The sequence below is a fragment of the Sphingobium sp. genome, from assembly GCF_033795625.1.
Taxonomy (GTDB): domain Bacteria; phylum Pseudomonadota; class Alphaproteobacteria; order Sphingomonadales; family Sphingomonadaceae; genus Sphingobium.
The window spans coordinates 1-26819 of sequence record NZ_JARYGI010000011.1 but is presented as its reverse complement, the minus strand read 5'-3'; the positions used below and the strand labels follow the sequence as shown (position 1 = coordinate 26819).

The 26819-nt window shown below is 63.0% G+C and carries 26 protein-coding genes; 20 read left to right on the top strand and 6 right to left on the bottom strand.

Annotated elements, in window-relative coordinates; genetic code table 11:
- The first annotated feature begins 75 nt into the window (after positions 1-75).
- From QHC67_RS07625 to QHC67_RS07605, 5 genes are read left to right on the top strand one after another with little or no spacing between them, the layout of a single operon-like run.
- Complete coding sequence (locus QHC67_RS07625; RefSeq protein WP_319292876.1) at positions 76-2682, top strand: molybdopterin-dependent oxidoreductase; 2607 nt, start codon at positions 76-78, stop codon at positions 2680-2682.
- The gene (gene cobA / locus QHC67_RS07620) at positions 2675-3460 is read left to right on the top strand and encodes a uroporphyrinogen-III C-methyltransferase (protein ID WP_319292874.1); all 786 of its coding nucleotides are present in this window, start codon (positions 2675-2677) and stop codon (positions 3458-3460) included. The genes QHC67_RS07625 and cobA overlap by 8 nt, the downstream gene beginning before the upstream one ends.
- A 36-nt stretch (positions 3461-3496) precedes the next feature.
- Positions 3497-4993, top strand: coding sequence for an integral membrane-like protein (locus tag QHC67_RS07615; RefSeq protein ID WP_319292872.1), 1497 nt, complete (start codon positions 3497-3499; stop codon positions 4991-4993).
- Between the two features lie 33 nt (positions 4994-5026).
- Entirely contained in the window at positions 5027-5995 is a 969-nt protein-coding gene (locus QHC67_RS07610) for an SPFH domain-containing protein (protein WP_319292870.1), read from the top strand.
- Positions 5995-6435, top strand: a complete 441-nt coding sequence (locus tag QHC67_RS07605) for an NfeD family protein (RefSeq protein WP_319293029.1) — start codon at positions 5995-5997, stop codon at positions 6433-6435. The genes QHC67_RS07610 and QHC67_RS07605 overlap by 1 nt, the downstream gene beginning before the upstream one ends.
- Before the next feature lie 3 nt (positions 6436-6438).
- Here QHC67_RS07605 and QHC67_RS07600 read toward each other — a convergent pair whose 3' ends face one another.
- Positions 6439-6756 carry a hypothetical protein gene (locus QHC67_RS07600; RefSeq protein ID WP_319292868.1) on the bottom strand — a complete coding sequence of 106 codons (318 nt, stop codon included), beginning with the start codon at positions 6754-6756 and terminating at the stop codon, positions 6439-6441.
- Between the two features lie 115 nt (positions 6757-6871).
- The gene (locus QHC67_RS07595; protein ID WP_319292866.1) at positions 6872-8467 is read right to left on the bottom strand and encodes a phosphoenolpyruvate carboxykinase; all 1596 of its coding nucleotides are present in this window, start codon (positions 8465-8467) and stop codon (positions 6872-6874) included.
- Between the two features lie 259 nt (positions 8468-8726).
- Between QHC67_RS07595 and QHC67_RS07590 the strand changes: the two genes are divergently transcribed.
- From QHC67_RS07590 to QHC67_RS07555, 8 genes are read left to right on the top strand one after another with little or no spacing between them, the layout of a single operon-like run.
- Complete coding sequence (locus tag QHC67_RS07590; RefSeq protein ID WP_319292864.1) at positions 8727-9443, top strand: response regulator transcription factor; 717 nt, start codon at positions 8727-8729, stop codon at positions 9441-9443.
- Positions 9412-11007 (top strand): sensor histidine kinase, encoded by a 1596-nt coding sequence (locus tag QHC67_RS07585; RefSeq protein WP_319292862.1) that lies wholly within the window; start codon positions 9412-9414, stop codon positions 11005-11007. Before QHC67_RS07590 ends, QHC67_RS07585 begins: the two co-directional genes overlap by 32 nt.
- Complete coding sequence (locus QHC67_RS07580; RefSeq protein WP_319292860.1) at positions 11004-11462, top strand: HPr kinase/phosphatase C-terminal domain-containing protein; 459 nt, start codon at positions 11004-11006, stop codon at positions 11460-11462. Before QHC67_RS07585 ends, QHC67_RS07580 begins: the two co-directional genes overlap by 4 nt.
- Positions 11440-12378, top strand: a complete 939-nt coding sequence (rapZ, locus tag QHC67_RS07575) for an RNase adapter RapZ (protein WP_319292858.1) — start codon at positions 11440-11442, stop codon at positions 12376-12378. The genes QHC67_RS07580 and rapZ overlap by 23 nt, the downstream gene beginning before the upstream one ends.
- A 22-nt stretch (positions 12379-12400) precedes the next feature.
- Complete coding sequence (locus QHC67_RS07570) at positions 12401-12805, top strand: PTS sugar transporter subunit IIA (protein ID WP_319292856.1); 405 nt, start codon at positions 12401-12403, stop codon at positions 12803-12805.
- Complete coding sequence (locus QHC67_RS07565; protein WP_319292854.1) at positions 12802-13074, top strand: HPr family phosphocarrier protein; 273 nt, start codon at positions 12802-12804, stop codon at positions 13072-13074. The genes QHC67_RS07570 and QHC67_RS07565 overlap by 4 nt, the downstream gene beginning before the upstream one ends.
- A 6-nt stretch (positions 13075-13080) precedes the next feature.
- Entirely contained in the window at positions 13081-13881 is an 801-nt protein-coding gene (locus QHC67_RS07560) for an RNA methyltransferase (RefSeq protein WP_319292852.1), read from the top strand.
- The gene (locus QHC67_RS07555) at positions 13878-15143 is read left to right on the top strand and encodes an MFS transporter (RefSeq protein WP_319292851.1); all 1266 of its coding nucleotides are present in this window, start codon (positions 13878-13880) and stop codon (positions 15141-15143) included. Before QHC67_RS07560 ends, QHC67_RS07555 begins: the two co-directional genes overlap by 4 nt.
- Here QHC67_RS07555 and QHC67_RS07550 read toward each other — a convergent pair.
- Positions 15140-15805 (bottom strand): L,D-transpeptidase family protein, encoded by a 666-nt coding sequence (locus tag QHC67_RS07550; RefSeq protein WP_319292849.1) that lies wholly within the window; start codon positions 15803-15805, stop codon positions 15140-15142. The two genes, QHC67_RS07555 and QHC67_RS07550, sit on opposite strands and share 4 nt — an antisense overlap.
- Before the next feature lie 200 nt (positions 15806-16005).
- Between QHC67_RS07550 and QHC67_RS07545 the strand changes: the two genes are divergently transcribed.
- A complete protein-coding gene (locus tag QHC67_RS07545) occupies positions 16006-18000 on the top strand; it encodes a TonB-dependent receptor (protein WP_319292847.1) in 1995 nt (664 codons plus the stop codon).
- Between the two features lie 26 nt (positions 18001-18026).
- Positions 18027-19976: an acetate--CoA ligase gene (gene acs / locus QHC67_RS07540; RefSeq protein WP_319292845.1), complete on the top strand. Its 1950-nt coding sequence runs from the start codon at positions 18027-18029 to the stop codon at positions 19974-19976.
- Positions 19977-20005: 29 nt separating this feature from the next.
- Here acs and QHC67_RS07535 read toward each other — a convergent pair whose 3' ends face one another.
- The 3 genes from QHC67_RS07535 to QHC67_RS07525 all read right to left on the bottom strand — a co-directional run bounded on the left by QHC67_RS07535 (position 20006) and on the right by QHC67_RS07525 (position 22345).
- Complete coding sequence (locus tag QHC67_RS07535) at positions 20006-20197, bottom strand: hypothetical protein (RefSeq protein WP_319292843.1); 192 nt, start codon at positions 20195-20197, stop codon at positions 20006-20008.
- 131 nt (positions 20198-20328) lie between these two features.
- On the bottom strand, positions 20329-21261 hold the full coding sequence (locus tag QHC67_RS07530) for a rhodanese-related sulfurtransferase (protein ID WP_319292840.1): 933 nt from the start codon (positions 21259-21261) through the stop codon (positions 20329-20331).
- Between the two features lie 31 nt (positions 21262-21292).
- Positions 21293-22345: a cellulase family glycosylhydrolase gene (locus QHC67_RS07525; RefSeq protein WP_319292838.1), complete on the bottom strand. Its 1053-nt coding sequence runs from the start codon at positions 22343-22345 to the stop codon at positions 21293-21295.
- A gap of 217 nt (positions 22346-22562) precedes the next feature.
- Here QHC67_RS07525 and QHC67_RS07520 point away from each other — a divergent pair, with 217 nt between their 5' ends.
- The 5 genes from QHC67_RS07520 to terL all read left to right on the top strand — a co-directional run bounded on the left by QHC67_RS07520 (position 22563) and on the right by terL (position 26745).
- Positions 22563-23156: a hypothetical protein gene (locus tag QHC67_RS07520; RefSeq protein ID WP_319292836.1), complete on the top strand. Its 594-nt coding sequence runs from the start codon at positions 22563-22565 to the stop codon at positions 23154-23156.
- 455 nt (positions 23157-23611) lie between these two features.
- Positions 23612-24262, top strand: coding sequence for a ParB/Srx family N-terminal domain-containing protein (locus tag QHC67_RS07515; RefSeq protein WP_319292834.1), 651 nt, complete (start codon positions 23612-23614; stop codon positions 24260-24262).
- 60 nt (positions 24263-24322) lie between these two features.
- Positions 24323-24997, top strand: coding sequence for a site-specific DNA-methyltransferase (locus QHC67_RS07510; protein WP_319292832.1), 675 nt, complete (start codon positions 24323-24325; stop codon positions 24995-24997).
- Entirely contained in the window at positions 24909-25376 is a 468-nt protein-coding gene (locus QHC67_RS07505) for a DUF5681 domain-containing protein (RefSeq protein WP_319292830.1), read from the top strand. Before QHC67_RS07510 ends, QHC67_RS07505 begins: the two co-directional genes overlap by 89 nt.
- Positions 25363-26745, top strand: coding sequence for a phage terminase large subunit (gene terL / locus QHC67_RS07500; RefSeq protein ID WP_319292828.1), 1383 nt, complete (start codon positions 25363-25365; stop codon positions 26743-26745). Before QHC67_RS07505 ends, terL begins: the two co-directional genes overlap by 14 nt.
- The last annotated feature ends 74 nt before the right edge of the window (positions 26746-26819 follow it).

The following is a 26819-nucleotide window of genomic DNA, read 5'->3' as shown; positions in this document are numbered from 1 at the left end:
TGAACGCAGTGAAGCGCCTTCGCCTTCGCTCAGTTTGGCCCTTCGAGAGGCTCAGGGCGAACGAGTGGCAGGGGAATGACCGCCATCCGCACCACTTGCGCCTATTGCGGCGTCGGCTGCGGCATCGTGGCGCAGCCGGGGGAAGATCGCGCCGTCACCATAGAGGGCGACACCCGCCACCCCGCCAATCGGGGCAAGCTCTGCTCCAAGGGTACGCATCTGGGCGAGACGGTCGGACTGGAGGGTCGCCTCCTCCATCCCGAGATCAACGGCAAGCGCGCGACATGGGATCGAGCAATCGCGCATGTCGCCAAGAAGTTCGCCGACACCATTGCTAAACACGGTCCCGACAGCGTCGCCTTCTACGTCTCCGGCCAATTGCTGACCGAGGATTATTACGTCGCCAACAAGCTGATGAAGGGCTTCATCGGATCGTCGAACATCGACACAAATTCGCGGCTCTGCATGTCGAGCGCGGTCGCGGGGCATCTGCGCGCCTTCGGTGAGGATGTCGTGCCCGCAACCTATGACGATCTCGATACGGCCGACCTCATCATTCTCGTCGGCTCCAACACCGCATGGTGCCACCCGGTCGTCTATCAGCGGATCATGGCCGCGCGCGCGGAACATGGCACCAAGCTCGTCGTCATCGACCCGCGCCGCACCGAAACCTGCGAGGATGCCGACCTCCACCTCGCCATCCGCCCCGGAACGGACGTGGCGCTGATGAACGGCCTGCTCGCCCATTGCGTCCGTGCGCGGATCATCGACCGCGATTATTGCGACCGTCATGTGGCTGTGCCCGAAGGCTTCTGGGACGCGATGGCGGACGGCGCGAACGATCTCTGGTCGACCGCGCGCACCTGCGACATCACGCCGGTTGCGCTGCAACGCTTCTACGATCTATTCACGGCCAATCCACGCACCGTCACCTTGTTCAGCCAGGGCATCAACCAATCGGTGCGCGGCACGGATCAGGTGAACGCGATCATCAACGTCCACCTCGCTACTGGCCGCATCGGAAAGCCCGGCGCGGCGCCCTTCTCCATCACTGGCCAGCCCAATGCGATGGGCGGGCGGGAAGTCGGCGGCCTTGCCTCCACGCTCGCCGCGCACATGGACTTCGCACCGGAGAACGTCGCCCGCGTCGGCCGCTTCTGGGCCGCGCCGAACATGGCGACAAAGCCGGGCCTGAAAGCCGTCGACCTGTTCCGCAACATCACCGAAGGCCGGATCAAGGCGCTATGGGTGATGGCGACCAATCCGGCCGTGTCAATGCCGGACGCCAACGCCGTGCGCGAGGCAATGTCCGCCTGCCCCTTCGTCGTCGTGTCCGACTGCATCGCCGACACGGATACTGCACGCTATGCCCATGTGAAGCTGCCCGCTGCGGCATGGGGCGAGAAGGACGGCACCGTCACCAACAGCGACCGCATCGTCAGCCGCCAGCGCGCGCTGTTCCCCCTGCCTGCCGAGGTGAAGCCCGACTGGTGGATCGTGACGCAGGTCGCCCGCGCCATGGGCTGGCGCGACCAGTTCGTCTATGACCGGCCAGCGGACATCTACCGCGAACATGCGCGTCTCTCGAGCTATCAGAACGATGGCGCGCGGCTGTTCAACCTGCGCGCAAACGCCGCGCTTTCCAACCCGGCCTATGAGGGTATGACGCCGTGGCGCTGGGGCGGCACGCCGTTCGTGGACGGGCAGTTTTCCACGCCGGACGGCAAGGCGCGGCTGGTGCCGGTGAGGCAGATGGAATTGCCCGGTCCGCTGGCGCAATGGCCGATGACGCTCAACACCGGCCGCTATCGCGACCAGTGGCACACGATGACGCGCACCGGCCTTTCGCCGAAGCTCTCCGCGCATCGGCAGGAGCCGCTCGTCGAAATCCATCCCCGCGACGCCGAATTGCTGGAGATTGCGGATGGCGATCTGGCGCGCGTATCGACGGCGCAGGGCGACAGCATCTTCCGCGTGGCCTTCAACGAAGGCCAGCGCCGGGGCGAAGTCTTCACGCCGATCCACTGGACCGACCGGCAATCCACCGGAGGACGAACCGGACTGCTCCCGCGGCCCAATGTGGACCCGCATTCAGGCCAGCCGGGCTTCAAGTCGACGCCCGTCCGGGTGGAAAAGCTCGATGTGGAATGGACCGGCTTCGTGGTCACGCGCGATGCACCGGACGCCATTGATGCCTTGTGGGCGACCCGCGTCCGCGTGCCGCAAGGCTGGCTGATCGAACTCGCGGGCACAGGCGACCCTGCCCGCCTGCTGGCTTCGCTGCTGCCCAAGGGCGACCGCATCGAAACCAGTGACGCGGCGCGCGGCCAGTATCGCAGCGCCGTGCTCACCAATGGCACGCTGATCGCCGCCGCCTATGTATCACGCACCGGCGGCCTGCCGAAGCGTGAATGGCTGGTCGCACAATTGCAGGCGGCGAGCGCTGCGTCCGCCATGGAGTTGCTGGCCGGCCGATCCGCCACGCCGCAGGAGGATCGCGGCCCGATCGTCTGCGTCTGCTTCGACATCGGCATGAAGACGATCCTCGCCGCCATCGGTGAAAAGCAGCTTTCCTCGGTCGAAGCGGTCGGGGCCGCACTCAGTGCAGGCACCAATTGCGGTTCCTGCCGCCCCGCCATCCAGCGCCTGCTCAAGGACGCGAAGGAGCCTGTCCATGCCTGACGACCGCGATCTCATCCCGCCTGGTACGGTCTGGCTCGTCGGCGCAGGTCCGGGCGATCCCGACCTCCTGACGCGGAAGGCCGAGCGCCTGATCCGCGCCGCGACCGTGGTGTTCTACGATGCGCTCGTAGGCCCCGGCGTCCTGGACCTGATCCCGGACAATGTCCGGCGCGTTCCTGTTGGAAAGCGCTCGGGCAGACATTCCAAGCATCAGAACGATATCAACACGTTACTATTGAATGCTGCGATGGCAGGCGAACGCGTGGTTCGCCTGAAAGGGGGCGATCCCAGCATCTTCGGCCGCTCTGGCGAAGAGACCGAAATGCTTTCCAGTCATCAAGTTCCCATTCTGGTTTGCCCCGGCATCACCACGGCCAGCGCCGCCGCCGCGAGCGCAGGCATCTCGCTTTCGCTCCGCGGCGTCGCCCGCCGCATCCAGTTCGTCACGGCGCACGCACAGGCAGGCGAACCGCTCGACCTCGACTGGGCGTCGCTGGCCAGTGCAGACAACAGCCTCGCCTTCTACATGGGGCGCGCCGCCGCGCCGGAGATCAGCCGCAACCTGATCGCCCACGGCCTCTCGCCCGAAACGCCCGTGGTGCTCGCCTGCGACGTTTCGCTGCCGGAGGAACAGTTGCTCCACACGCAACTCGGTCTCCTGCCTCTGGTAGCGCGCGCCATAGCCCCATCCCGCCCTGCGCTGATCCTGATCGGCGAAGCCGTGCGCCGCAGGACGATCAGCGCAGTCGCAGGCCATGTCCAGGCGGCGCTGACGTAGCGCTTTCAATCGCCGCGCCCCATGCTATGAGCAGCCATGCGGTGGTGGGCTTGGTTACTGGTGGTGGCAGCGGCAATCGTCGCGCCCAGTGTCGTTCTGGGGCCAGGCCCGTCCCATTCGGGCAATTACAACTTCGTCTGGACCAGCCAGTTCGGCGACGCGATCCGATCCGGCATATTCTATCCCCGCTGGTTGCCTCACAGCTTCGAGGGTCTGGGCAGCCCCACTTTCTTCTTCTACCCGCCGATAGCCTATTGGATCAGCGGCGGGTTCAATGCCCTTGGGCTGCCGGTGCTTCAGGCGATCAACGCTGCGGCCTTCCTGATGTTGTTCCTGTCTGGCGTGACGATGCATTGGTGGTTGAAGGAGCGCAGCGCCTATCCGCTGCTGGGCGCCATCTGCTACATGGTCGCGCCTTATCATCTGCTCGATTTCGGCGTGCGCGGCGCCTTGGCGGAGTTCGCTTCATTCATTTGGTTGCCGCTGATCGCCATGGGAATCGAATGGCTGCCGCGGCGCAAAGGTGTGCTGCTTCTAGGGTTGTCGTTCGCAGCCTTGATCCTGACGCATCTGCCCATGGCGACGCTGGCCGGCGTCTTCCTGATCGCGCCGCTGGTGTTGTGGCGCGCTCGAACGGAGCGGGTCATCCTGATCCCGGCGATTGGCGCGGGGCTGCTCGCAATGGGGTTGGCCGCGTTCTATCTTCTGCCGGCAATGACGCTTCAGCGCTATATCTGGGCGGACGCATTGTGGCGGCCTTATTTCAATCCGGCGCAGTGGAACTTCTTCTGGCGGCCCGATCCGACGCTGGGCAATCTCCAACTCCTTGGCCTTGGCCTGATCGCCCTGGCCATTCCCGCCCGGTCGCGATGGACCACGATAACCGCCTGCACATCCATTGCAGCCATCGGCGTCGTTCCCTTCCTCTGGCTCCTACCGCCACTCGATAAGGTGCAATTCCCGTGGCGGCTGCTGGGCGTCACGGAATTTGCCGCCGTCACGGCACTGTTCACCAGCCGTTTCAAAGTCCGGCCGATATTCCTGGCCGTGGGACTGGCGATGCTCGCCGTTCCTTATGTGCTCCTGGTTCAACAAGTCGCCCGCCAGTTGAAGGAAAAGCCTGACTATAGCTTGCTCGCCACGCACATGCCGGAACCGCTCGAGTATCTGCCCGGCGGCTACTTCGACTCCTCGCTGGTCAACCGGGAAAGCCACGTGTTGAACCTTGAGGCGTTCAAGACATTGCCGCGTGGAAGGATCGTCAAAGTCGACAGGCCCGGCATCGTCACACTTGGCCGCTGGGCTTTCCCGATCTGGGGCGTAGAGCGTGACGGCAAAGCTGTTCCCTCCACTGGCCCGCTCATCCATTTCCGCGCGGAGCCGGGCACTTATCGTGTGGTTCGGATATGGCTTTGGCCGGAAATAGTGGGTGCAGCGTTAAGTGCGGCGGCCCTTCTTGTGGCGCTATCGCTCCTCTGGCGCAGGCGCGACGCTGTTCAAATGACTTCCCCGGTTAACGCTTTGGGAGCATAACGGCGTCTATCGGTCTGCGGGGAGGCTCAATTCATGCTCACGACATTTGCTCTGGCGGCGGCGCTGCTCGTCTTCATCTACCTCGCCGCAAGCATCAAGATCGTCCGGCAGGGCTATCAATATACGATCGAGCGCTTTGGCCGCTTCACCGAAGTCGCCCGCCCCGGCCTCAATTTCTACCCCGCCTTCTTCTATAATGTTGGCCGCAAGATCAACATGATGGAGCAGGTTGTCGACATTCCAGGGCAGGAGATCATCACCAAGGACAATGCCATGGTGTCGGTCGACGGCGTGGTGTTCTTTCAGGTGCTGGACGCGGCCAAGGCGGCTTACGAAGTCTCCGAACTCTATGTCGCGATCATGCAGCTGGCGACGACAAACCTGCGCACCGTCATGGGGTCGATGGATCTCGACGAAACCCTGTCCAAGCGCGACGAGATCAATGCGCGGCTGCTGTCCGTTGTGGATCATGCGACGGGAAGCTGGGGCGTGAAGATCACGCGTGTCGAGCTGAAGGACATCCGCCCGCCCGCCGATATCGTCAACGCCATGGGTCGACAGATGAAGGCGGAGCGTGAGAAGCGCGCCAACATCCTAGATGCCGAAGGTGCCCGGGCGTCGGAAATCCTGCGCGCCGAGGGCGAAAAAGCGGGCCAGATCCTGCAAGCCGAAGGCCGTCGCGAAGCCGCGTTCCGCGACGCCGAAGCGCGTGAACGAGAGGCGGAGGCGGAAGCCAAGGCGACACAGATGGTGTCGGAGGCTATATCCGCGGGCAATCCGCAGGCCCTCAACTACTTCATCGCGCAGAAATATGTGGAGGCGGTTTCGGGATTCGCGACATCGCCCAACGCCAAGACGATCCTGTTCCCGGTCGAGGCGACGCAGCTTATCGGCACTTTGGGCGGCATCGGCGAGCTGGCGCGGGCGACGTTCGGCGATGTGCCGACCGTCACCGACCCGACGCCGCCACGACGGCGCGGGCCATTCGAGCAGGGCGCGTGATGATCGACATGCAGGCGCTTGAGCCGCATTGGATCTGGCTGATCCTGGCGGTGATCTTCGGCATCGGCGAGATCGTGCTGCCCGGTGTGTTCCTGCTGTGGATCGCTATCGCGGCGGCGCTGACGGGCGGTGTTACCATGATGCTCGGGATCGGTGTCCCGGCGCAGGTGATCCTGTTCGCGATCCTGTGCCTGGTCGCCACTTACGCTGGGCGGCGCTGGTACAGGAACAATCCAGTGGAATCGCAGGATCCGCTGCTCAATGACCGCGCAGCGCGGCTGATCGGCGAGACGGTGACAGTCGTGGAGGCGATCCGTGGCGGCCATGGTCGCGTAAAGGTGGGCGACGGCGTGTGGTCCTGCCGCGGCGCGGACGCGACTGAGGGCTCGCTGGTGCGGGTCGTCGGCATCTCCGGCAACGACCTGCTCGTGGAGCCCTGAGCCTTAGCCGAACAGCCCTTTTGCAAGGCCGCTCAGCTCGTTCAACGGATTGCCATCGCCATCCCTGTCCAGAAACCCCGTGGCGCTGCCCAGAATACCCGCCGGTCCACCCAGACCGGCGAGCGCCTCCTGCAGCGCGTCGGCGGATACGCCGTGCGCAGCAGCAGTTTCGGCAAGTGCCGTGACGCCAGGCTTGCCCGATCCGATATCGGCGGCGAGTTGCTCCAGCAATGCAGGGATCGACTCTGCGGGCATGCCAAGCTTGGCTGCGAGTTCGTCGAGACTGCCGAGATTACCCAAGATGCCGTCGAACATAGCCATGATCCGATACTCCGTTGATCGATCAGCAATAGCAGCTTTGACGTGCCGCGTAACGAAAAAGGCGGGCCGGCATGTCCTGCCGGCCCGCCTTTCAGGCATCAGGTTTCGGGGGCGATCAGGCCGCGGTTAGCGCTGCCTGCCGCACGGACGCATCGACATGCTCCTCGAATTGCGCGAAGTTGTCGACGAACTGCTTGACCAGCTTGGCGGCGGTTGCGTCATATTCTGCGCCGTCCGCCCAGGTCTGACGCGGATCGAGGATCTTGGCATCGACGCCAGCCACTGCGACCGGCACTTCGAAGCCGAAGTTCGGGTCAGCGCGGAACGCCACATCATTGAGGCTGCCGTCCAGCGCTGCGTTCAGCAGTGCGCGGGTGACGCGGATCGGCATACGGCTGCCGACGCCGTATTTCCCGCCGGTCCAGCCGGTGTTGACCAGCCAGCAGGTGACTCCGCCCTTGGCGATGCGATCCTTCAGCAGGTTGCCGTAGATCGAAGGATGACGCGGCATGAACGGGGCGCCGAAGCAGGTCGAGAAGGTCGCGGTCGGCTCGGTGACGCCAATCTCGGTGCCTGCAACGCGCGCAGTGTAGCCCGAGAGGAAGTGATACATTGCCTGCTCGGGCGTCAGCCGCGAGATCGGAGGGAGTACGCCATAAGCGTCCGCGGTCAGGAAGATGATCGTCTTTGGGACAGGCCCAAGATTGTCCTTCGACGCATTGGGAATGAAGTCGATCGGGTAGGAACCGCGGCTGTTTTCCGCGAGACTGTTGTCGTTGAAGTCGAGTTCGCGAGTCTCCTTGTCGATCACCACATTCTCAAGCACGGTGCCGAAGCGCTTCGTCGTCGCGAAGATTTCCGGCTCGGCTTCGGGCGAGAGATTGATCATCTTGGCATAGCAGCCGCCCTCGAAATTGAAGACCGCCGTGTCCGACCAGCCATGCTCATCGTCGCCGATCAGCGTGCGGCTGGCATCGGCCGAAAGCGTCGTCTTGCCAGTGCCGGACAGGCCGAAGAACACCGCCGTATCGCCGTTCGGGCCGATATTGGCGGAGCAGTGCATCGGCATCACGCCCTTCACCGGGAGCAGATAGTTGAGGATGCCGAACACCGACTTCTTCATCTCGCCCGCATAAGCGGTGCCGCCGATCAGGATCAGCTTTTCGCTGAAGTTGACTGCGACCACGGTTTCGGTGCGGCTGCCATGACGCGCAGGATCGGCGCGGAAGCTCGGCAAGTCGATGATGGTATATTCCGGCGTGAACCCCGTCAGTTCCTCAGCCGTAGGCCGAACGAGCAGCGTCCGGATGAAGAGGTTGTGCCAGGCGAATTCGTTGATGATGCGCACGTTTACGCGATGCTCGGGCTGCGATCCGCCGAAGAGGTCAGCGACGTACAGCTTGTCCTTCTCACCCAATGCAGCGAAGAAATCCGCCTTCAATGCGGCGAAATGCTCCGGCGTCATGGGAACGTTGGTGCTGCCCCACCACACGGTGCTTTCGGTCTCGGCGTCGCGGACGATGAACTTGTCCTTGGCGGAACGGCCGGTGTGCTTGCCGGTTTCGACAACCAGCGGGCCGTCCTTGGCCAATATGCCTTCGCCATTGGCGAGCGCTGCTTCTACGAGGGGTGCGGTGCCCAGATTCCAATATTGGTCAGCACGAGTTTGGATGCCCTGATTTTCCAGGGTGAACGAGGATATCGCCTGCACGCGCTTGCTCCTAAAATGTCAATGTTCAGCCTTAAAGGCTGTGGCTTTGGAAATGCGGGTCATTGATACGCCCACGTTATCTTCTGCCGGCCGAATCCGCATAAGCGTTTGACCATTGGGCGTCAAATCCGGGTACGGAAGCTTGATCCATGTTGATACATTCTTTCAGGGAGGCATCGGGTGCCTCTGTCGACTTCCTTGCTCAGCCACATTGCATCGGCTAGGTCGATCGAGTGATACAGCAGCCGGAACGCAAAAGATGAGCGCGAGCCACACCCCGACGATCGCGCTGGTGGACGATGATCGCAACATTTTAACCTCGGTATCGATAGCCTTGCAGTCCGAAGGGTTCGTAACGAGGCTCTACTCCGATCCGGAAGTCGCGCTGAAGGCGCTGATCGAGAACCCGGCGGACCTGGCCGTGTGCGACATCAAGATGCCTAAGATGGATGGCATAGAGCTTCTGCGCCGGCTGCGCGAAAAAAGTGCAATGCCCGTCATCTTCCTGACCAGCAAAAGCGACGAACTGGACGAAGCGCTCGGCCTGGCGATGGGCGCGGACGATTATATCTCCAAGCCGTTTTCGCAGCGGCTGCTGATTGCGCGGATCCGGGCGATCCTGCGCCGTTCGGAACTCACGCAACCCTCGGCGGACAATAACGAGCCGGCAGCGGAGCCCATCGTGCGCGGCCGGCTGGAAATGGACCCCGCCCGCCATCGCGTGAAGTGGAAGGGGCAGGATGTGACGCTAACCGTCACCGAATTCCTCATCCTGGAGACATTGGCGGCCCGCCCCGGTGTGGTGAAGAACCGCAATCAGCTGATGGATGCGGCCTATCAGGACGACGTGTATGTCGATGACCGCACCATCGACAGCCACATCAAGCGCCTGCGCCGCAAGTTCCGGGAGACCGATCCCGATTTCAACGCAATCGACACGTTATATGGCGCCGGATACCGATTCTCCGAGGAGTGAGGAAAGCGACGTCGCGCTCCGCTGGTCGGGGCGCCTGTCGCTTACGCGCCGCATTCTGGCGGTCAATATCTTTGCGCTCGCGCTGCTGGCCGGCGGGTTCTTCTATCTCGACAGCTACCGGACTCGGGTCGTCGACGCGCGGCTGGAAGGCTCATTGCGAGAGCTTCAGTTGCTCGGCATCGCGCTGGAAAGCACGCCCGAGAGCCAGCACAACGGACTGATCGCAGCCTTCGCACGCAAGACCGGAAGCCGCATCCGGCAATATGACGGCGATGGCCGCCTGCGCACCGACAGCTTCGCAGTGACCGGACCCAGCTACATCCTGCGCGATCCGGCGACCGAGGAATGGGAGCGGCATGTCGCGCGGTTCCTCGATCGCGTGGTCGATCGCATCGTGTTTGCGCCGCCGACGCCCCGGTTTGCAGAGCCCGCGGTGGACGGCGCCCAAGCCTGGCCGGAAGTGATCGCGGCAAGGCACAGCGGACGAGGCGAAGTGATGAACCGCTATGCGCCCGATCGCACCCCAGTCGTTTCCGCCGCAATGCCTCTGCGCAATGGAGAGGCGTTGCTGGCCACGGAAAATGCGCGGGACATCACGCGCGTCGTGCGGGCTGAGCGCCTCAGGCTTGGACTGGTGTTGGCCGTGGCGTTGCTAGGATCGACTCTGCTGTCCCTGTTCCTGGCTCGCACGATCGTTTTGCCGCTCAGGAGACTGGCGCGAGCGGCGGTACGGGTGCGACTGGGGCGCGCGCGCGAAGTCATGGTGCCGCGCCTGCCCGAGAGGCGCGACGAGATAGGCATGCTGGCGCGTGCCCTGTCGGACATGAGCCACGCGCTGCGCAAGCGGATCGATGCGACCGACGCCTTTGCGGCGGATGTCAGCCACGAGTTGAAGAACCCGATCGCGTCGCTGCGGTCCGCGCTGGACGGGCTGGAAACGGTGGAAAAGCCGGCGTTTCGCACACAGTTGCTTGCCATTGCCAAGGACGATGTGCGGCGGCTGGACCGGCTGGTCACGGACATCGCCGAAGCCTCGCGAGTCGATGCGCAGCTTTCCCGCACCCGCTTCGAGCCGATAGATCTGGGGCATCTGATCGAAGAGCTGATCGTCGCCCGCGAAGCGCGAGGGATTGAGCGCGACGTTCGTATTGCGTTCGCGCGCCCGCGGAAGGACGTTGCGGTCGTGCTCGGCGAAAAGCAGCGGCTGGCGCGCGTGCTGGAGAACCTGCTCGACAATGCGATTTCCTTCTCGCCCCCCGGTGGGCTGGTGCAGATCGTGGCGACCGTCGCGGACGGCGAAGTGCTGGTCAGCGTCGAGGATGAAGGCCCCGGCGTGCCGCCGACCGAGCGCGAGACCGTATTCCGCCGCTTCCACAGCGTCCGCCCCGAAGGCGAGCAGTTCGGCAAGCACAGCGGTCTCGGCCTCGCCATCGCACGCAGCATATTGGAAGCCCATCAGGGCCGCATCAGCATCGGCGATCGCGATGACGCGCGGTCGGGCGCAAGCTTCATCGTCCGCCTGCCGATGGCGCATCTCGCCGATCCCGGCATGACATCGGAATGAACGGCCAGAGCGAGACGCTTCATGGCACGACTGTAGCGCTCGACGGACGCGCCGTGCTGCTCATCGGCCCGAGCGGCAGCGGAAAATCCGACCTTGCGCTCAGGCTGACCGACCGGGGCGCCGATCTCGTTAGCGACGATTATACGGTGATCCTACGCAAAGGAGACACCCTGATCGCATCCGCTCCGGAAAACATTGCCGGAAAGATGGAGGTGCGCGGCATCGGGATCGTGGAAATGCCGGCCGTACGGGATGCGCCGCTGGCATTGATCCTCGACCTTGCGGCCCCTGTCCAACGCTATCCTGACGTGCCCGCCACGAAGGAAATAGCGGGGATCAGCGTCCCTCTCCTGCCCCTCTCCCCCTTCGAGGCCAGTGCGCCGATCAAAGTCGCGCTTGCGTTGAGGGCCTATGGACTGGCAACACGTGCCGATGACCTCCCCGCAGCATCCTAAGCACATCCTGCTCGTGTCCGGACTTTCCGGCGCGGGGAAGACGACGGCGCTCAAGACGCTGGAGGATATGGGCTGGGAAGTGGTGGACAATCTGCCGCTGCTGTTGCTCGACCGGCTGCTGCAGACGCCGCTCCCGGCCGGTCATGCCGAAGAAGAACGACCGCTCGCCATCGGCATCGATGCGCGGACGCGCGGGTTCGACGCCAATGGAATCGTCCAGCGCATCAAGGCGCTGCGCGAGAAATATGATCATGACATAGAGACGCTGTTCCTCGATTGCAGCGGTGCTGAGCTGGAGCGGCGATTCTCCGAGACGCGCAGGCGGCATCCGCTGGCGCAGGACCGCCAGGCGGCGGATGGCATAGCCCGCGAGCGCGAATTGCTGGAGCCGCTGCGCCGCTGGTCGACGAACGTGCTCGATACGACCACATTCAACAGCAACAGCCTGCAGCAGGAAATCCGCAACCGATATAGCCGCGAGCGCCTGTCGGATCCGGTCCTCACGATCCTGTCCTTCGGCTTTTCCCGCGGCTTGCCGCGCAACGCCGATCTCGTGTTCGACATGCGGTTCCTGCGCAATCCGCATTGGGACGACCGGCTACGTCCCCGTACCGGGCAGGACGCCGAAGTCGCCGCCTATATCGCCGAAGACCCGGCCTATGAGACTGCGGTTTCCCAGATCGAGCAGTTGCTAATGACGCTGCTTCCGCGCTACACGGAGGAAGGCAAAGCCTATGTCACCGTGGCATTTGGCTGTACCGGCGGGAGACATCGCTCGGTTCATGTCGCCGAGCGGGTCGCCTCAGCCTTGCGTAACGCCGGATTTTCCCCCACGGTCTCGCACCGCAACATGGAATCGGCACCCCAGGACGCTCTGGAGAAGCGCCGGGCCGGAGGGCCGGAACCTAAGCAATGACGCAAATGGGCTGCATTATTTTATGATCGGACTGGTTCTGGTAACGCATGGTCGACTGGCGGCGGAGTTCGTCGTGGCCATGGAACATGTCGTGGGGCCGCAGCAGGCGATCGAACCGATCTGCATCGGTCCCGAAGACGACATGGAATTGCGCCGGGCCGACATTTCCGCGGCTGTCGATCGCGTGAATGATGGCAGCGGCGTCATCCTGCTGACCGACCTCTTCGGGGGCACGCCCTCCAATCTCGCCATTTCGCTGCTGAAGGCAGGAGAAATCGAAGTCATCGCTGGAGTCAATTTGCCTATGCTCATTCGCCTGGAAAGCGCGCGCAAGGCGATGGACGTGCGCATGGCCGTCGCCGCTGCGCGGGAAGCGGGTCAGAAATATATCAGCGTCGCTTCCGAGCTGCTGGGAAGCGCTTCATGAGCGACATCAGGCGCGAAGTCCGCATCACCAACCGCCGCGGCCTGCATGCGCGCGCCAGTGCCAAGTTCGTGACCATCGCCAGCGGCCTGCCCGCACAGATCACCGTCGCCAAGGACGGATCGGAAGTGACCGGCACGTCGATCATGGGCCTGATGATGCTGGGTGCGGCGATGGGAGACAGTATCGTCATCACCGCCGCCGGCGACGAAGCCGAAGAATCGCTGGGCAAGCTCGTGAGCCTTGTCGAGGACAAGTTCGGCGAAGAGTGACCGTAGGTGGCGCGTGAAATCACCGGCTTTTCCAACCCGCTGGTGAAGCGGGTGCGGTCGCTGCGGGAAAAGAAGTTCCGCAAGGCCGAGGGGCTGTTCCTGGCCGAAGGACTGCGTATCCTGACCGAAGCCCGGGAGGCGAGCATGCTACCCGAGATGCTGTTTCATGCCGGGGCCGATCACCCCCTCGCCCGCGACCTGATCGACGCGATGGAAGCGGCTGGCGGGGACGTCATCGAGACATCGGCGGATATCCTGTCCAAGATCAGCGGGAAGGACAATCCGCAGGCAGTGGTCGGCGTGTATCGCGACCGGCTGACACCGCTGGAGCAAGTCGACCGGGGAAGCGCCGACATCTGGATCGTGGCGCAGTCCCTGCGCGATCCGGGGAATTTGGGCACGATCCTGCGGACAGGCGATGCAGTCGGCGCGGGCGGGCTGATCCTGATCGACGATTGCGTCGACCCCTTTTCGGTGGAGGCCGTGCGGGCCTCCATGGGCGCATTGTTCACGCAGAAGATCGTCGCGGCGCGGTGGGAAGAGTTCATCGACTGGCTGCGGCAGGGCGCGGGGCAGTTGGTCGGCACGAGCCTCAACACGACGAAAGACTATCAGGAAGTGGAGTATCGGGAGCCGGTGTTCCTGCTTGTTGGAAATGAGGCGCAGGGGCTGCCCGAAGCCTATGAGGCGGCGTGCGACATGCTGGTCAAGATCCCGATGCTGGGCAAGGCGGACAGCCTGAACGTCGCGGTGGCAACGGCGGTGATGGCCTATGAAGTGCTGAACCAGAGGCGTCGGCGCGCATGAGCGGCATGGAAGCGATGTGGCGCCACAAGCGCGTGCTGTCCGCGAGCGTGATCGGCACGGCGGTCGAGTTCTACGACTTCTACATCTACGCGACGGCCGCGAGCCTCGTGTTCGGGCCGCTGTTCTTTCCCGCCACCTCGCCTTCCGCGCAGTTGTTGGCGGCATATGCAAGCTTTGCGCTCGCGTTCGTCGCGCGGCCTTTGGGCGCGGCGGTGTTCGGCCATTATGGCGACCGGATCGGGCGCAAGTCCACGCTCGTCTATTCGCTGATGCTGATGGGCGGATCGACTCTGCTGATCGCGTTCCTGCCGACCTATCAGTCGATCGGCTGGATCGCGCCGCTGCTGCTGTGTGTGCTGCGCTTCGGACAGGGCTTCGGCCTTGGCGGAGAATGGGGCGGCGCAGCGCTGCTGGCGGTCGAAAATGCGCCGCAGGGCTGGAGGGCGCGGTTCGGCATGTTCCCGCAGCTGGGCGCGCCTGTCGGGTTCATCGCGGCGAACGGCTTGTTCCTGTTGCTGGGCGCATTCCTCAGCGAAGAGCAGTTCCTGGAATGGGGCTGGCGTCTGCCGTTCCTGGCCAGCGCGATCCTCGTCATCCTTGGCCTGTGGGTGCGGCTGAAGCTGACCGAAACGCCCGAGTTTGCCGCCGCCATGGAGGAAGCGCCGCCCCCTGCCCTTCCGATTGCCGACTTGCTGCGCGGGCATCTGCGCGCAGCGCTCGCGGGGACGTTCGCGGTCGTGGCGTGCTTTGCGATCTTCTACATCGCGACGGCCTTCGCGCTGGGCTATGGCACTGCGACGCTGAAGATAGGGCGCGAGACGTTCCTCGGCCTGCAACTCGGCGCGATCCTGTTCATGGCGCTCGGCATCGTTCTTTCCGGCTGGTGGGCGGACAAGACGAGCCCCCGCCGCGTGCTGATCATCGGCTGCCTGGGCACTGTGCCGATGGGAATGATCTTCGGCACGGCGATGGGCAGCGGATCGTTGCTGGCGATCTTCCTGATCCTCGCGCTCGCGCTGTTCCTGATGGGCTTCGTCTACGGGCCGCTCGGCGCATTCCTGCCCGCCCTGTTCCCGACACAGTTGCGTTACACCGGCGCGTCGTTCGGCTTCAATCTGGGCGGGATCATCGGCGGGGCGCTGGCGCCCATCGTCGCGCAATATCTGGTGGCGACGCAGGGCATTGAGTTGGTCGGCCTCTATATGTCCGCCGCGGCGGCCCTGAGCCTGATGGGGTTGTGGCGACCGCGCTCCGCCGGCTAAGCCTTCGGTGCCGCCGCACCAAGATCCATCATCTTGCCATCGGTGATGATCACCTTGTCACCCAATTTCACTTGCCCGAACAGCAGCTTGGCGAAGGCCGTTGGCACGCCGATGCAACCATGGGTGGCGTTGCCCCATTGCACGTCGCTGCCATGGATCGCGACACCATCGCCCGTCAGGCGCAGCATGTAGGGCATCGGCGCGTCATAGAGCGTCGAGACATGATCGGCGTCCTTCTCGCTAATGGGGAAGGTGCCGACCGGCGATGGCTTGTCGTTCGCGCCATAGATCACGACCGCCGCGCCGATCTCATATCCATTGCGGAAGACCGAGAGCGTCTGCGCCTTGAGGTCCACGGTGATGACGACCGGCCCCGCCGGAACGCCCTCGTCGTCCCAGACATAGTCGCCATGACGAAAAGGTCCGTCGATCTGGAGCACCCTTTTCACGGTGAAGGGGCTTTCCACGGGTTCGGGCACAGGCTGGGCAGCAGGCTTGTTTGGCAGAGCCGATTTCGCGGGGGTTGCGGCGCTCGATGCCGGTTTGAAGATGCCGTTGGGCATTCCCGCGACCTGCATCGCCGTCGCCACCAGCGCTACGCCGAGGCCGCCACGGATGACCTGGCGCACGGTAACGGCTTTGATTTTGTCTACGATCTTCATGGCTTGGGATTCTCCAGGCCCTGTGCTTAGCCAATCACGCGAGGAAGACCAGATGGCCATTTCCGCTGTGCCGCATCGGGACGCCCCACGGATGAAGGCTTAAAGGCATGACAATAAGTCGGCGCTTGACCGCGCTCCGTCACGCTAACATTAGGCATGGGCGTTATCGTCCCGATCAAGGGCACAGCGAAGGAACATCGATGCGTCGTGCCGCTCTGCTACTCCTGCCTGCTGCCCTCTCTGCTCCGGCCTTTGCGCAGACGCAGGACCCGCCGCCGATCGTCGTCCGTGGACAGGGCCTGCCCCTGCCGCCCGGTACGCCGGCCTATGGTTCGGTGATCATCACGCGCGAGCGGCTGGAGACGGTGGCGTCGGGCAGGCTGGAAAGCGCGCTGGGCGATGTGGCAGGGTTCCAGCAATTCCGCCGTTCCGACAGCCGCTCGGCCAATCCCTCCGCGCAAGGGGCTACGTTGCGGGCGCTGGGGGGCAACGCGTCGAGCCGGACGCTTGTGTTGCTGGACGGGGTGCCGATGGCCGATCCGTTCTTCGGCTATATCCCTTTCAGCGCCATCGTGCCGGAGCGGCTGGCGGGCATCCGTGTCACGCGAGGCGGCGGCGTCGGTGCGTTCGGAGCGGGCGCGGTGGCCGGAACCATCGAACTGGAAAGCGCCACCCGCGCAGACCTCCCGCAGATGAGCGGTGCCGCGGCCTATGGCAGCCGGGATGCGACCGAGCTTTCCGCCAGCGTCTCGCCCGATCTTGGTTCGGGCTATGTGTCGCTGTCGGGGCGGTGGGATCGCGGCGACGGCTTCTACACGTCGCCCGAGACGCAGCGCACCATTGCCGATGTTCCGGCGCGATATGATGGCTGGTCCGCGAATCTGCGCGCGGTCGCGCCGGTAAGCGACACGGTGGAACTTCAGGCGCGTGCCCTGGTCTTCGACGACGACCGGACGTTGCGCTTCGCCGGGGCGGACAGCAACAGCGAGGGGCAGGACGCGAGCATCCGGCTGGTGGCGCGGGGAGCATGGCAAGTCGACGCGCTGGCCTATGTGCAGGCGCGCAACTTCAGCAATGTCGTCATCAGTTCGACCAGCTTTCGCAAGACGCTGGATCAGCGCAACACGCCATCGACCGGCATCGGCGGCAAGGTCGAAGTGCGGCCGCCGGTCGGCCCGGATCATGTGCTGCGGCTGGGAGCGGACACGCGCATTTCCAGCGGCAACATGTTCGAGGACGCCTATAATGCCACCAGTGGTGTTGTAACAGCGCGGCGTCATGCCTTTGGGCGGCAGAGCACATCCGGCTTGTTCGTGGAAGACGACTGGACGCTGGGCAAGCTGATCCTGACCGGCGGCGCGCGCGTGGATCGCTGGACGATCAGCGACGGGCAGTTCGAGATTCGCAACGCAGCGGGTGGGCTGACGTCGGAAACGATCTATCCGGATCGCGACGGGTGGAAGTTCAGCGGCCGGGCTGGCGCTCTTTTCTACGCAAGCGATGCGATTGCGCTCAGGGCGGCGGGCTATACGGGGTTCCGGTTGCCGACGTTGAATGAGTTGTATCGGCCGTTCGCGGTATTCCCGGTGACGACGCAAGCCAATGCGGCGCTCGGCCTTGAAAAACTCAAGGGGGCCGAAGTTGGGGCAGACCTGACGCCGGTCGCGGGCGTGACGCTGAGCGCCACCGCCTTCTACAACCGGCTCGGCAATGCGGTTGCCAATGTGACGATCGGAACGAACCTGCGGCAGCGGCAGAATGTCGCGGCGATCATCGCCAAGGGCTTTGAACTGACTGCCGATATGCGGACCGGGCAATGGTCGCTCCTCGCCTCCTATGCCTATAGCCATGCTGAAGTGGAGGCACCCGGCAAAGCTTTCGACGGCCTGACACCCGCGCAGAGCCCCCGCCACGCGGCCAGCGCGACGGTGGCATGGCAGCCCGCCAAGGGGGCCACGCTATCCTCCACCTTACGCTATGTTTCGCGGCAATATGAGGACGACCTGCAAACCGACGCGCTGCCCGGCGCCGTCACCGTCGACGCATTTGCACGCTTGCCAATCGGCGCACGACTGGCGATCATCGGGCGGGCTGAGAACATCTTTGACAAGGACGTGGTCACTCGTAACGCGGGTGGATCGATCGACCTTGGCACGCCCCGGACGTTCTGGATCGGCATCCGGTTCGCGGGATAAGAACGAAGAGAAGAGGACAATCGCCAGTGACCGAAGACCTGTTTCCGGTTCCTTCCAACTGGGCCGCGAGCGCCCTGCGCAATGCAGAAAGCCGCGCGGCGGAACATGCACGATCATTGACCGATTCTACGGCTTACTGGCTGGAGCAGGCGAAGCGGCTGGACTGGATCACGCCGCCCACGCTTGCGGACGAGAGCAGCTTTGCGGAAGGCGATTTCGGCGTGCGCTGGTTTGGCGACGGGGTGCTGAACGTCTCGGTCAACTGCATCGACCGCCATCTGGCCGATCAGGCGGACGCGACAGCAATCATCTGGGAATCCGACGATCCCAAGGAAGAGCCGCGCCGCTACACCTATGCGCAATTGCATGAGCAAGTGTGCCGCTTTGCCAATGTGCTGAAGAGCGCGGGTGCGAAGAAGGGCGACCGGGTGACCGTCTACATGCCGATGATCCCGGAAGCGGCGTTCGCGTTGCTGGCCTGCGCGCGCATCGGGGCCGTCCATAGCGTCGTCTTCGGCGGCTTTTCACCCGAGGCGCTGGCGGGCCGCATCACAGATTGCGACTCCAATATCGTCATCACCGCAGACGAAGGCCGCCGCGGCGGCAAGCCGGTCGCGCTGAAGGCCAATGTCGACAAGGCGCTGGAGATCACTCGCAGCGCGAAGACAGTCATCGTGGTAAAGGCGACCGGCGGCGACGTGGCGATGCAGCCGGGCCGCGACATCTGGTATCATGAAGCCGCGTCGTCGGTAGCGGCCGATTGCCCGCCCGAGCCGATGGACGCGGAGGACCCGCTGTTCATCCTCTACACTTCCGGATCGACGGGCAAGCCAAAGGGCGTGCTGCACACCACCGGCGGCTATCTGCTTTGGGTCAGCCTGACGCACGAGCTGTGCTTCGACTATCGGAAAGGCAGCATCTACTGGTGCGCTGCCGATATCGGCTGGGTGACGGGGCACAGCTATATCGTCTACGGGCCGCTCGCCAATGGCGCGACAACGCTGATGTACGAAGGGCTGCCCAACTGGCCGACGCCCTCGCGCATCTGGGAAGTCATCGACCGGCATCAGGTGGAGACGGTATTTACCGCGCCGACCGTGCTGCGTGCGCTGATGAAGGAAGGTGACGGCTATGTCACCGCGACCAGCCGTGCTTCACTCCGGTTGCTGGGCACGGTGGGCGAGCCGATCAACCCCGAGGCGTGGCGCTGGTATCATAGCGTCGTCGGCGAAGGCCGCTGCCCGATCATAGACACATGGTGGCAGACCGAGACGGGCGGCGCGATGATCGCGCCGATGCCGGGCGCTACGGACCTAAAGCCCGGCTCGGCCACGCTTCCGATGCCCGGCGTCGAGCCGCAGATCGTCGACGCGGAAGGCAATGTGCTGGAGGGCGCGTGCGAAGGCAATCTGCTCATCGCCCGCTCCTGGCCGGGACAGATGCGAACGGTGTGGGGCGACCATGAGCGCTTCTTCCAGACCTACTTCACCACCTATCCCGGCAAATATACGACCGGCGATGGCGCGCGGCGGGACGAGGACGGCTATTACTGGATCACGGGCCGCGTGGACGACGTCATCAACGTCTCGGGCCACCGCATGGGCACCGCGGAAGTCGAAAGCGCGCTGGTGCTGCACCCCAAGGTCGCCGAAGCCGCTGTCGTCGGCATGCCGCACGATATCAAGGGACAGGGCATCTACGCCTATATCACGCTGAACGCTGGCGAGGAGCCTTCGGACGATCTGCGCAAGGATCTGGTGAAATGGGTCCGCACCGAAATCGGCCCGATCGCCACGCCCGACGCCATACAGTTCGCGCCGGGCCTGCCCAAGACACGCTCGGGCAAGATCATGCGCCGCATCCTGCGCAAGATCGCGGAGGGCGAAGTATCGGCGCAGGCACTTGGCGACACGTCAACTTTGGCGGAGCCTGCCGTGGTGGACAACCTCGTCGCGAACCGCATCCCTCCGGGGTGATCGGACGCACGGGCTTGAGCGCCGCCGGGTTAGTCTTTCGCGTCTGACACGTTCGCGCCAAGCTTCCTTGCCATTTCGGCGACTTCCTCGTCGCTGGGTGGGTCGGGCAAGTCTCTGCCGGGGGTCAGCGCCTCGTCGGGAATACCGGGTGCGGTGCCAGCGACAGGTTCGCTCGCAGCGCGCTCGTTCGGCCCATCGGTGATTTTCTCTCTATCAGCCATAACAGCCTCCAAAAGCAGCCGGATTTCAACGCGCTGTGCAGCAAAAGGCTCATGGGCAGAGCGTCCCCGTGGTGCTCGGCTGGACGCATATTTGGGGCAGGTCGAGGCCGCTTGGCCGCAATCGAGCGGCTCTACTTCGGCGGCGCTCCGATATGCGGTTCGCCCCGCGCCTTGCTGAGTTGTTCCTGCCGGTGCCGCTCCGCATAGCTGGCACGCTGCGCATCGGTGCGCTCGGCGTGACAGAAGCCGCAGCTAACGCCTTCTACATACAGTGGGGACGCGAGATCTTCTGCCCCCAAAGGGAGGCGGCAGGCATGGCAGATCGTGTGCGTTCCCGGCGCCAAACCGTGACCGACCGCGACGCGCTGATCGAACACAAAGCATTCGCCTTCCCACAGGCTTTCCTCGGCTGGCACCGTCTCAAGATATTTGAGGATGCCGCCCTGCAGGTGATAGACGTCTTCCAAGCCCTCGGACTTGAGGAACGCAGTCGACTTCTCGCAGCGAATGCCTCCTGTGCAGAACATCGCGACCTTGGGTGGCGTGTCAGTTCCCAGCAGGCGCTCGCGCTGTTCGCGAAACCATGTGGGGAAATCCCGGAAGGTCGCCGTCTGCGGATTGATCGCGCCGGCAAAAGTGCCGATCTTGACCTCATAGTCGTTGCGCGTGTCGATGACGATCGTGCCGGGATCGGAGATCAGCGCGTTCCAATCCTCCGGCGCGACATAGTGCCCGGCATCTTGCAGCGGGTCGATGTCGGGCTGGCCCATCGTCACGATCTCGGGCTTGATCCGCACCTTCATGCGGTGGAATGGGAGGGTATCGGCCTGCGAGAGTTTGACGTCTACATCCGCGCAGCCCGGCAGGGCGCGGATATGCGCCAGCACCGCCTCCATCGCCTCGTGCGAACCCGCGATGGTGCCGTTTATGCCTTCGTGCGCCAGTAGCAGCGTGCCCTTGATTTCCTGCCCGCGGCACACGCTTTCCAGCCCTGCCTTAATCGCCGCACAATCATCCAGTGGCGTGAATTTATAGAGCGCGGCGACGCAGATCGGCATTCCCATGTCTGTAACCCTGCAGAAACGTTGTCCGCTCTTAGCGTGCAGTAAGAGCGGACAGAAGCTCTACTTCGGCAGGATCGTGAGGCACGCCCATTTCGTCGAAGATGTCGTGGAACCAAGTATCGGCGGAAACGTCGGGCAGCGGGCAGTCCCAGTTCTCCCACGGCAGATGCGTCTGCGTCTTGCCCTTGACGAGGCCCCAGCAGAATGCGCCGACATTATGCTCCTTGGCGGGAGGAAGGATCGCCTGGAACGTGCTGCCTGCCGGGCGGGCCATGAACTCGGTGCAGAGCAGCGGGCGTCCCATCGCCTTCAGCCACTTTACGCGCGTGACGAAGTCCTCCGCCGTGCCGTAATTGTGGAAGGAGATCACGTCCGACTGGCTGGTCTGCTCGCGCTGGATCGGGCTGAACAGATCGGGCGCGGACCAGTCGCCAAGCCAGATGCCGCTGGTCAAGGGCTGAATGGGGTCGCACGACCGCGCCCAACCAAAGGCGCTGATCATCAGCGGCACTACCAGTTGCGCCTTGGCCCTCAGCATGATCGGGTCGCACAAAGCGACTTCCGGCCCGTTGTCGGGTTCGTTCCAGATGTCCCAGGCAAGCACGCGCGGGTCCTGGCCAAACCTGCCGACCACACCCTTCACATAATTTTCCAGCCGACCATGCTCGCCGCCATCGGCCAGCACCGGCATCCCCGGCGACTGAACCCAGCCCGAATTGTGAACACCATCGCGTGGGGCGCGCTGCGGACCCAATGCCGGTTCGGGGTCCCAGCAGGAATCGAACAGCACGAGCATGGCGCGAATGCCATGCCGGTCGGCGATCTCCAGGAACTGATCGACGCGATCGAGGAAGCCGGGCGCATCCTGCACCCAGAGCAGGTCATGCAGATATACGCGAACGGCGTTCATGCCGATCGATGCGGCGAGCCGAAGTTCCGATTCGATCAGGTCGGGGCGGAAGGTCTCCGGCTGCCACATCTCGAGCTGATTAATGGCGTAGGAAGGCGTAAAATTACATCCTACCAGCCATGGCTGTGCATCAAACCAGGCATGTGCCGCTTCGGGTGTCCAACGTTCAGTCATGATAAAGTCCGCTACCGTAGAATCGGAGCGTCACATAATCTAGATTAATAACTCATTAAAGGTGTTGCCGAAGATTTTCTTGCCGCTTCAACGCTTTGCGGCTTGCGACTACTAACGCTCAGCGTTGCTCCTGCGGAACAAACATGCGGCTCCGCCCGTTCGAATGACGCTGACCGGAAGATGACGGCAGCGGTTCGCGTTCGCAGGAGAGTATGCCGTGATCACACTCAACCCGCTGGAGCTTGGCCTGGCCCTATTGGTGATCGTTCTGGTCATCGCGCTGATCATCATTATGCTGCGCAAGCGACGCGATACCGCAGATCTGAAGAACAGGTTCGGCCAGGAATTTTCCCGCACGCTGCAGGACGTGGGGGACGAGCGGAAAGCTGCTGCCGTGTTGCACGAGCGGGAGAAGCGAGTCTCCCAATTCGATATACGGCCGGTCTCGCCCGAGGATCGCGAACGGTTCTCGACCGCATGGACGAAGGTTCAGGCGCAGTTCGTCGACGATCCTGCAGGTGCGGTCTCGCGTGCCGACGTCTTGCTGGGCGAAATCATGGAGACGCGCGGCTATCCGGTAACGGATTTCAACCAGAGGTCGGCCGATCTGTCAGTCGACCACCCCACCGTGGTCCAGAATTATCGCGCGGCCCATGATATAGCAACGAACCACGCCAGAGGCGCCGCAGGGACTGAAGATCTGCGGCAGGCAATGATCCATTACCGCTCCCTGTTCGATGATCTGGTGAACGATCGGGCAAGTTCCGATATAGCGTCCGGTCCGACTAACGGGATCAGAACGCGGGGGTAATCGGCGTCGTCTGATTTATGGTGCAGCAACCAGTCCGGAGCGAACCCGTCTGGCGTACAGTCTCGCCTGTTATCGGCCGATTTACAGGTTATTTGGGCGATTAACAGGGGCTCGGGCGGTGCGGCGGCTCGCATAACGCCGATACGGCGGCGGTTTAACGCGCATCTGCCAACTTTTTTAACAGGCACGTAACAGGCAACTAACAGGTGAAAGATCGCGGCTTCGCGCATCTTTCATGAGATTTGCTCCACCCCCCCTTGCGGCTGATATTGTGCAGGCGTATTGAAGTGTCGTTCACGAACATTGGCGGTTGCAAGGTCGCCGGTAACTAGCGGGCACTCGAGAAGAAGAGGCATGGGCTTACGCCCCCTCTGGCTAACTACAGTGGCGACACTGAGCGGGCCGGATCCAATCGCCAGCATGGCGACATCGATCATTCTTCTTGGAGCTTAGCAATGAACACATCCCGTCGCCTAAAGACCGTCCGCAGCAATTTCACTGGCATTCCGCTTGCCGTGGAGCATGTCGAGATCGCGCGTCTGAAAACCCGCGAGCGCAAGTTGCGCAAGCGCACCGACACGAAATTGAAAGCGCTCGCGCGCAGCATCAGTGACTTTGGCTTTGTGGTGCCTGTGCTTGTGGACTGCGACTATGTCGTCGTGGCTGGCGAGGGCAGACTGGCTGCGGCCCAGATGCTTGGGCTCACCACCGTCCCGGTCATTCGAATAGAGCATCTGACCCCAGGACAGCTGCGGCTTCTCGCCATTGCCGACAACCGATTACCGCAGGGCGTCGAGTGGGACAATGACGCGCTGATCATCGAGCTTAACGAGATTTCGATGGAGGCACCCGAACTGGACCTAAGTTCCAGCGGCTGGACCATCCCTGAAATCGACATCATGGACGGCAAGGCGCGCGCAGGCGCCTTCGCGGATGCCGATGAGCCACCTGAAACGCACCTAAAGGCGCTGGCGATTAATCGTCTGGGTGATCGCTGGCAGCTTGGCCGTCACTTGCTCGCCTGCGGCGATGCCCGCGATCGGGAGCTGCTTGAGCAACTGCTGCAGGGACAGCTGGCAACGGTCGCGCTGGAAGACCCACCCTGAAACCTCAAGATCGAGGGGCTGGTCTCCGGCAAGGGAAAGCACAAGCACGAAGACTTCGTAATGGCCGCCGGCGAGATGTCGGGTGACGAGTTTCAGCATTTCCTTGATGATGTCTATGGCGTGCTGCCCGCGTTCCTGAAGGACGGCGCGCTGGTCTACAGCTTCATGGACTGGCGCAATATCGATGTGCTGACCGCTGCGGCCAGGGCCGCCGGGATGGTGCAAAAGAATTTGCTCGTCTGGGCCAAAGAAACGCCGCGACTTGGATCGATGTACCGCTCCCAGCATGAGCTGATCGGTCTCTACAAGCATGGCAAGGCACCGCACATCAACAATAATGAGATGGGGCGCTACGGCCGCAATCGCGCGAACGTGCTGTTCTATCCGGGCGTCAGTGGCTTTTCCAAAGGCAAAAGCCGAACGCTTGACGTTCACCCCACCGCCAAGACGGTCGGCATGCTTGCCGATATCCTGCTCGATTGCACCAACCGAGATGACCTTGTCCTCGATCGCTTCGGCGGATCGGGTTCCACCCTGATCGCAGCGGAAAAGGTCGAGCGTACGGCTATCACGGTCGAACTGGACCCGCACTATGCCGATGCCATCATCCGCCGCTTCGAAGCCTCTACCGGAGTAATGGCCGTGCATGTTGATAGTGGCCGCGGCTTTGCTGAGGTCGCTGCAGAACGTGTCGGCATTGCCGACGAGCAGGAGGCTGACGATGTCAGCCAGTGACGATGAGCAGGGCAAGCCGAAGCGACGCTCCGACGGCACCTTCGAGAAAGGCCACACGGCCAATCGCAAAGGGCGCCCCAGAGGGTCGCAGAACCTGATGACGCTTTTTGAAAATATGCGCGATGAGAAGATCCCTGTTTCGATGGGGGGAACTACAAAGCGCATAAGCCGCGGCGAAATCTTCATGAAGAAGCTTTGGAACAACGCGATGCAGCTCGAACCGAAAGCAACCGCAGCGGTGCTCTCAATCATGCGCAACAGCGGCCAGCTTGATCGTCCCCCTGCCGAGGGTGAAGCATTAGGCGACGACGATGCTGCCGCACTTGCTGGGTTCTTTACCCGCTTTGCGCCCAGGGAGACGCCTGATGAACCCGAGTGAAAGCAGGCAACTCTTGCGCTTGGCCTTGCGTGAAGACCTAAGCACATTCATTCACCGGACGTTCCGCGAAGTCTCGCCGGGCGGTGAGTTTGTGCACGCCTGGTATGTCGATGCCATAGCGCATGTGCTGACCCTGTGCGCGCAGCGAAAGATCACCCGGCTGATCATCAACATGCCACCGCGCTATGGTAAGTCGATCTGCACGTCTGTTGCCTTCGCCGCCTGGATACTCGGCCGCAACCCCAAAGAGCGCATCATCTGTGCGAGCTATGGCGACGAACTATCCGGCGAATTCGCACGCGACACCCGCAAGGTGCTGCAAGCGCCCTGGTATCAGTCGGCATTTCCTTCGGCACGCATCGGCAAAAGAGCCGCTGCCCATGACGTGCGTACGACGATGGGCGGCGGTCGTTATGCAACGTCGGTCGGTGGAACGCTAACCGGGATCGGCGGCAGCATCATCATCGTCGATGATCCCAACAAGGCCGAAGACGCCACGTCAGAAGCCGGGCGCGAGCGAGTGCGCGAATGGTTTAGATCGACGCTGATCACCCGCCTCAACGACCGCAGCACAGGCGTCATCATCATTGTCCAGCAGCGTCTGCATGTCGAGGACCTGTCAGGCTACCTGATGGAAAGTGGCGAGGATTGGCTGCAACTTTCACTTCCCGCCATTGCCGAAGAGGACCAAAAGATCGCTGTAGGCCCTGGCAGGACTTATCATCGTCCTGTCGGTGAGCTTCTACATCCCCAGCGTGACACGATCGAAGCGTTGATGGCGCAGAAGCGGGCGATGGGCAGTCACCCGTTTTCGGCGCAGTATCAGCAGGAGCCCGTTCCGCTGGATGGCGAAATAGTCAAATGGGGCTGGTTTCAGACCTATGATGATGCTCCATTCCTAAAGGCCGATCACAAATATGTGCAAAGCTGGGACACGGCTATGAAGTCTGGTGAGTTGAACGACCATTCGGTCGGCACGACTTGGCTGATCCAGGACGGCAACTTCTATTTACTCGATGTCGTCAGGCTCCGGTTGCAATTTCCTGATCTAAAGCGCGCCGTGATCGCTGCGGCGCAACGTTGGGAGCCTTCTACCTTGCTGATTGAAGACAAGGCATCGGGAACGTCGCTGATAGACGTTTTGATCGAGGAACAACCGCAATGCGTTCCCCGGCCCATCCGCCGCGAGCCCAAAGCCGATAAGATCACCCGGATGTATGCCCAGGCCAATGCGATAGAACAAGGACGTGTGTTTCTGCCGCGAGAGGCACCATGGCTCGCTGTGCTCAAGACCGAGCTTCTGCAGTTTCCTAACGGTCGTCACGATGATCAGGTCGACAGCATCAGCCAGTTCCTCGAATGGGCGTGACCGGCCCCCACTGAGTGGTCCGTGCTGATTGTTAGTGCATTATCGCCTCCGTTGCCATTGCCGCCTGGAGGTGG

Excerpts from the sequence above, each read along its gene's own strand:
- QHC67_RS07625 (WP_319292876.1), top strand. The coding sequence starts at position 76 with ATGACCGCCATCCGCACCACTTGCGCCTATTGCGGCGTCGGCTGCGGC.
- cobA (WP_319292874.1), top strand. The coding sequence starts at position 2,675 with ATGCCTGACGACCGCGATCTCATCCCGCCTGGTACGGTCTGGCTCGTC.
- QHC67_RS07615 (WP_319292872.1), top strand. The coding sequence starts at position 3,497 with ATGCGGTGGTGGGCTTGGTTACTGGTGGTGGCAGCGGCAATCGTCGCG.
- QHC67_RS07610 (WP_319292870.1), top strand. The coding sequence starts at position 5,027 with ATGCTCACGACATTTGCTCTGGCGGCGGCGCTGCTCGTCTTCATCTAC.
- QHC67_RS07605 (WP_319293029.1), top strand. The coding sequence starts at position 5,995 with ATGATCGACATGCAGGCGCTTGAGCCGCATTGGATCTGGCTGATCCTG.
- QHC67_RS07600 (WP_319292868.1), bottom strand. The coding sequence starts at position 6,756 with ATGGCTATGTTCGACGGCATCTTGGGTAATCTCGGCAGTCTCGACGAA.
- QHC67_RS07590 (WP_319292864.1), top strand. The coding sequence starts at position 8,727 with ATGAGCGCGAGCCACACCCCGACGATCGCGCTGGTGGACGATGATCGC.
- QHC67_RS07585 (WP_319292862.1), top strand. The coding sequence starts at position 9,412 with ATGGCGCCGGATACCGATTCTCCGAGGAGTGAGGAAAGCGACGTCGCG.
- QHC67_RS07580 (WP_319292860.1), top strand. The coding sequence starts at position 11,004 with ATGAACGGCCAGAGCGAGACGCTTCATGGCACGACTGTAGCGCTCGAC.
- rapZ (WP_319292858.1), top strand. The coding sequence starts at position 11,440 with ATGACCTCCCCGCAGCATCCTAAGCACATCCTGCTCGTGTCCGGACTT.
- QHC67_RS07570 (WP_319292856.1), top strand. The coding sequence starts at position 12,401 with ATGATCGGACTGGTTCTGGTAACGCATGGTCGACTGGCGGCGGAGTTC.
- QHC67_RS07565 (WP_319292854.1), top strand. The coding sequence starts at position 12,802 with ATGAGCGACATCAGGCGCGAAGTCCGCATCACCAACCGCCGCGGCCTG.
- QHC67_RS07555 (WP_319292851.1), top strand. The coding sequence starts at position 13,878 with ATGAGCGGCATGGAAGCGATGTGGCGCCACAAGCGCGTGCTGTCCGCG.
- QHC67_RS07550 (WP_319292849.1), bottom strand. The coding sequence starts at position 15,805 with ATGAAGATCGTAGACAAAATCAAAGCCGTTACCGTGCGCCAGGTCATC.
- QHC67_RS07545 (WP_319292847.1), top strand. The coding sequence starts at position 16,006 with ATGCGTCGTGCCGCTCTGCTACTCCTGCCTGCTGCCCTCTCTGCTCCG.
- QHC67_RS07535 (WP_319292843.1), bottom strand. The coding sequence starts at position 20,197 with ATGGCTGATAGAGAGAAAATCACCGATGGGCCGAACGAGCGCGCTGCG.
- QHC67_RS07530 (WP_319292840.1), bottom strand. The coding sequence starts at position 21,261 with ATGGGAATGCCGATCTGCGTCGCCGCGCTCTATAAATTCACGCCACTG.
- QHC67_RS07525 (WP_319292838.1), bottom strand. The coding sequence starts at position 22,345 with ATGACTGAACGTTGGACACCCGAAGCGGCACATGCCTGGTTTGATGCA.
- QHC67_RS07515 (WP_319292834.1), top strand. The coding sequence starts at position 23,612 with ATGAACACATCCCGTCGCCTAAAGACCGTCCGCAGCAATTTCACTGGC.
- QHC67_RS07510 (WP_319292832.1), top strand. The coding sequence starts at position 24,323 with ATGGCCGCCGGCGAGATGTCGGGTGACGAGTTTCAGCATTTCCTTGAT.
- QHC67_RS07505 (WP_319292830.1), top strand. The coding sequence starts at position 24,909 with ATGTTGATAGTGGCCGCGGCTTTGCTGAGGTCGCTGCAGAACGTGTCG.
- terL (WP_319292828.1), top strand. The coding sequence starts at position 25,363 with ATGAACCCGAGTGAAAGCAGGCAACTCTTGCGCTTGGCCTTGCGTGAA.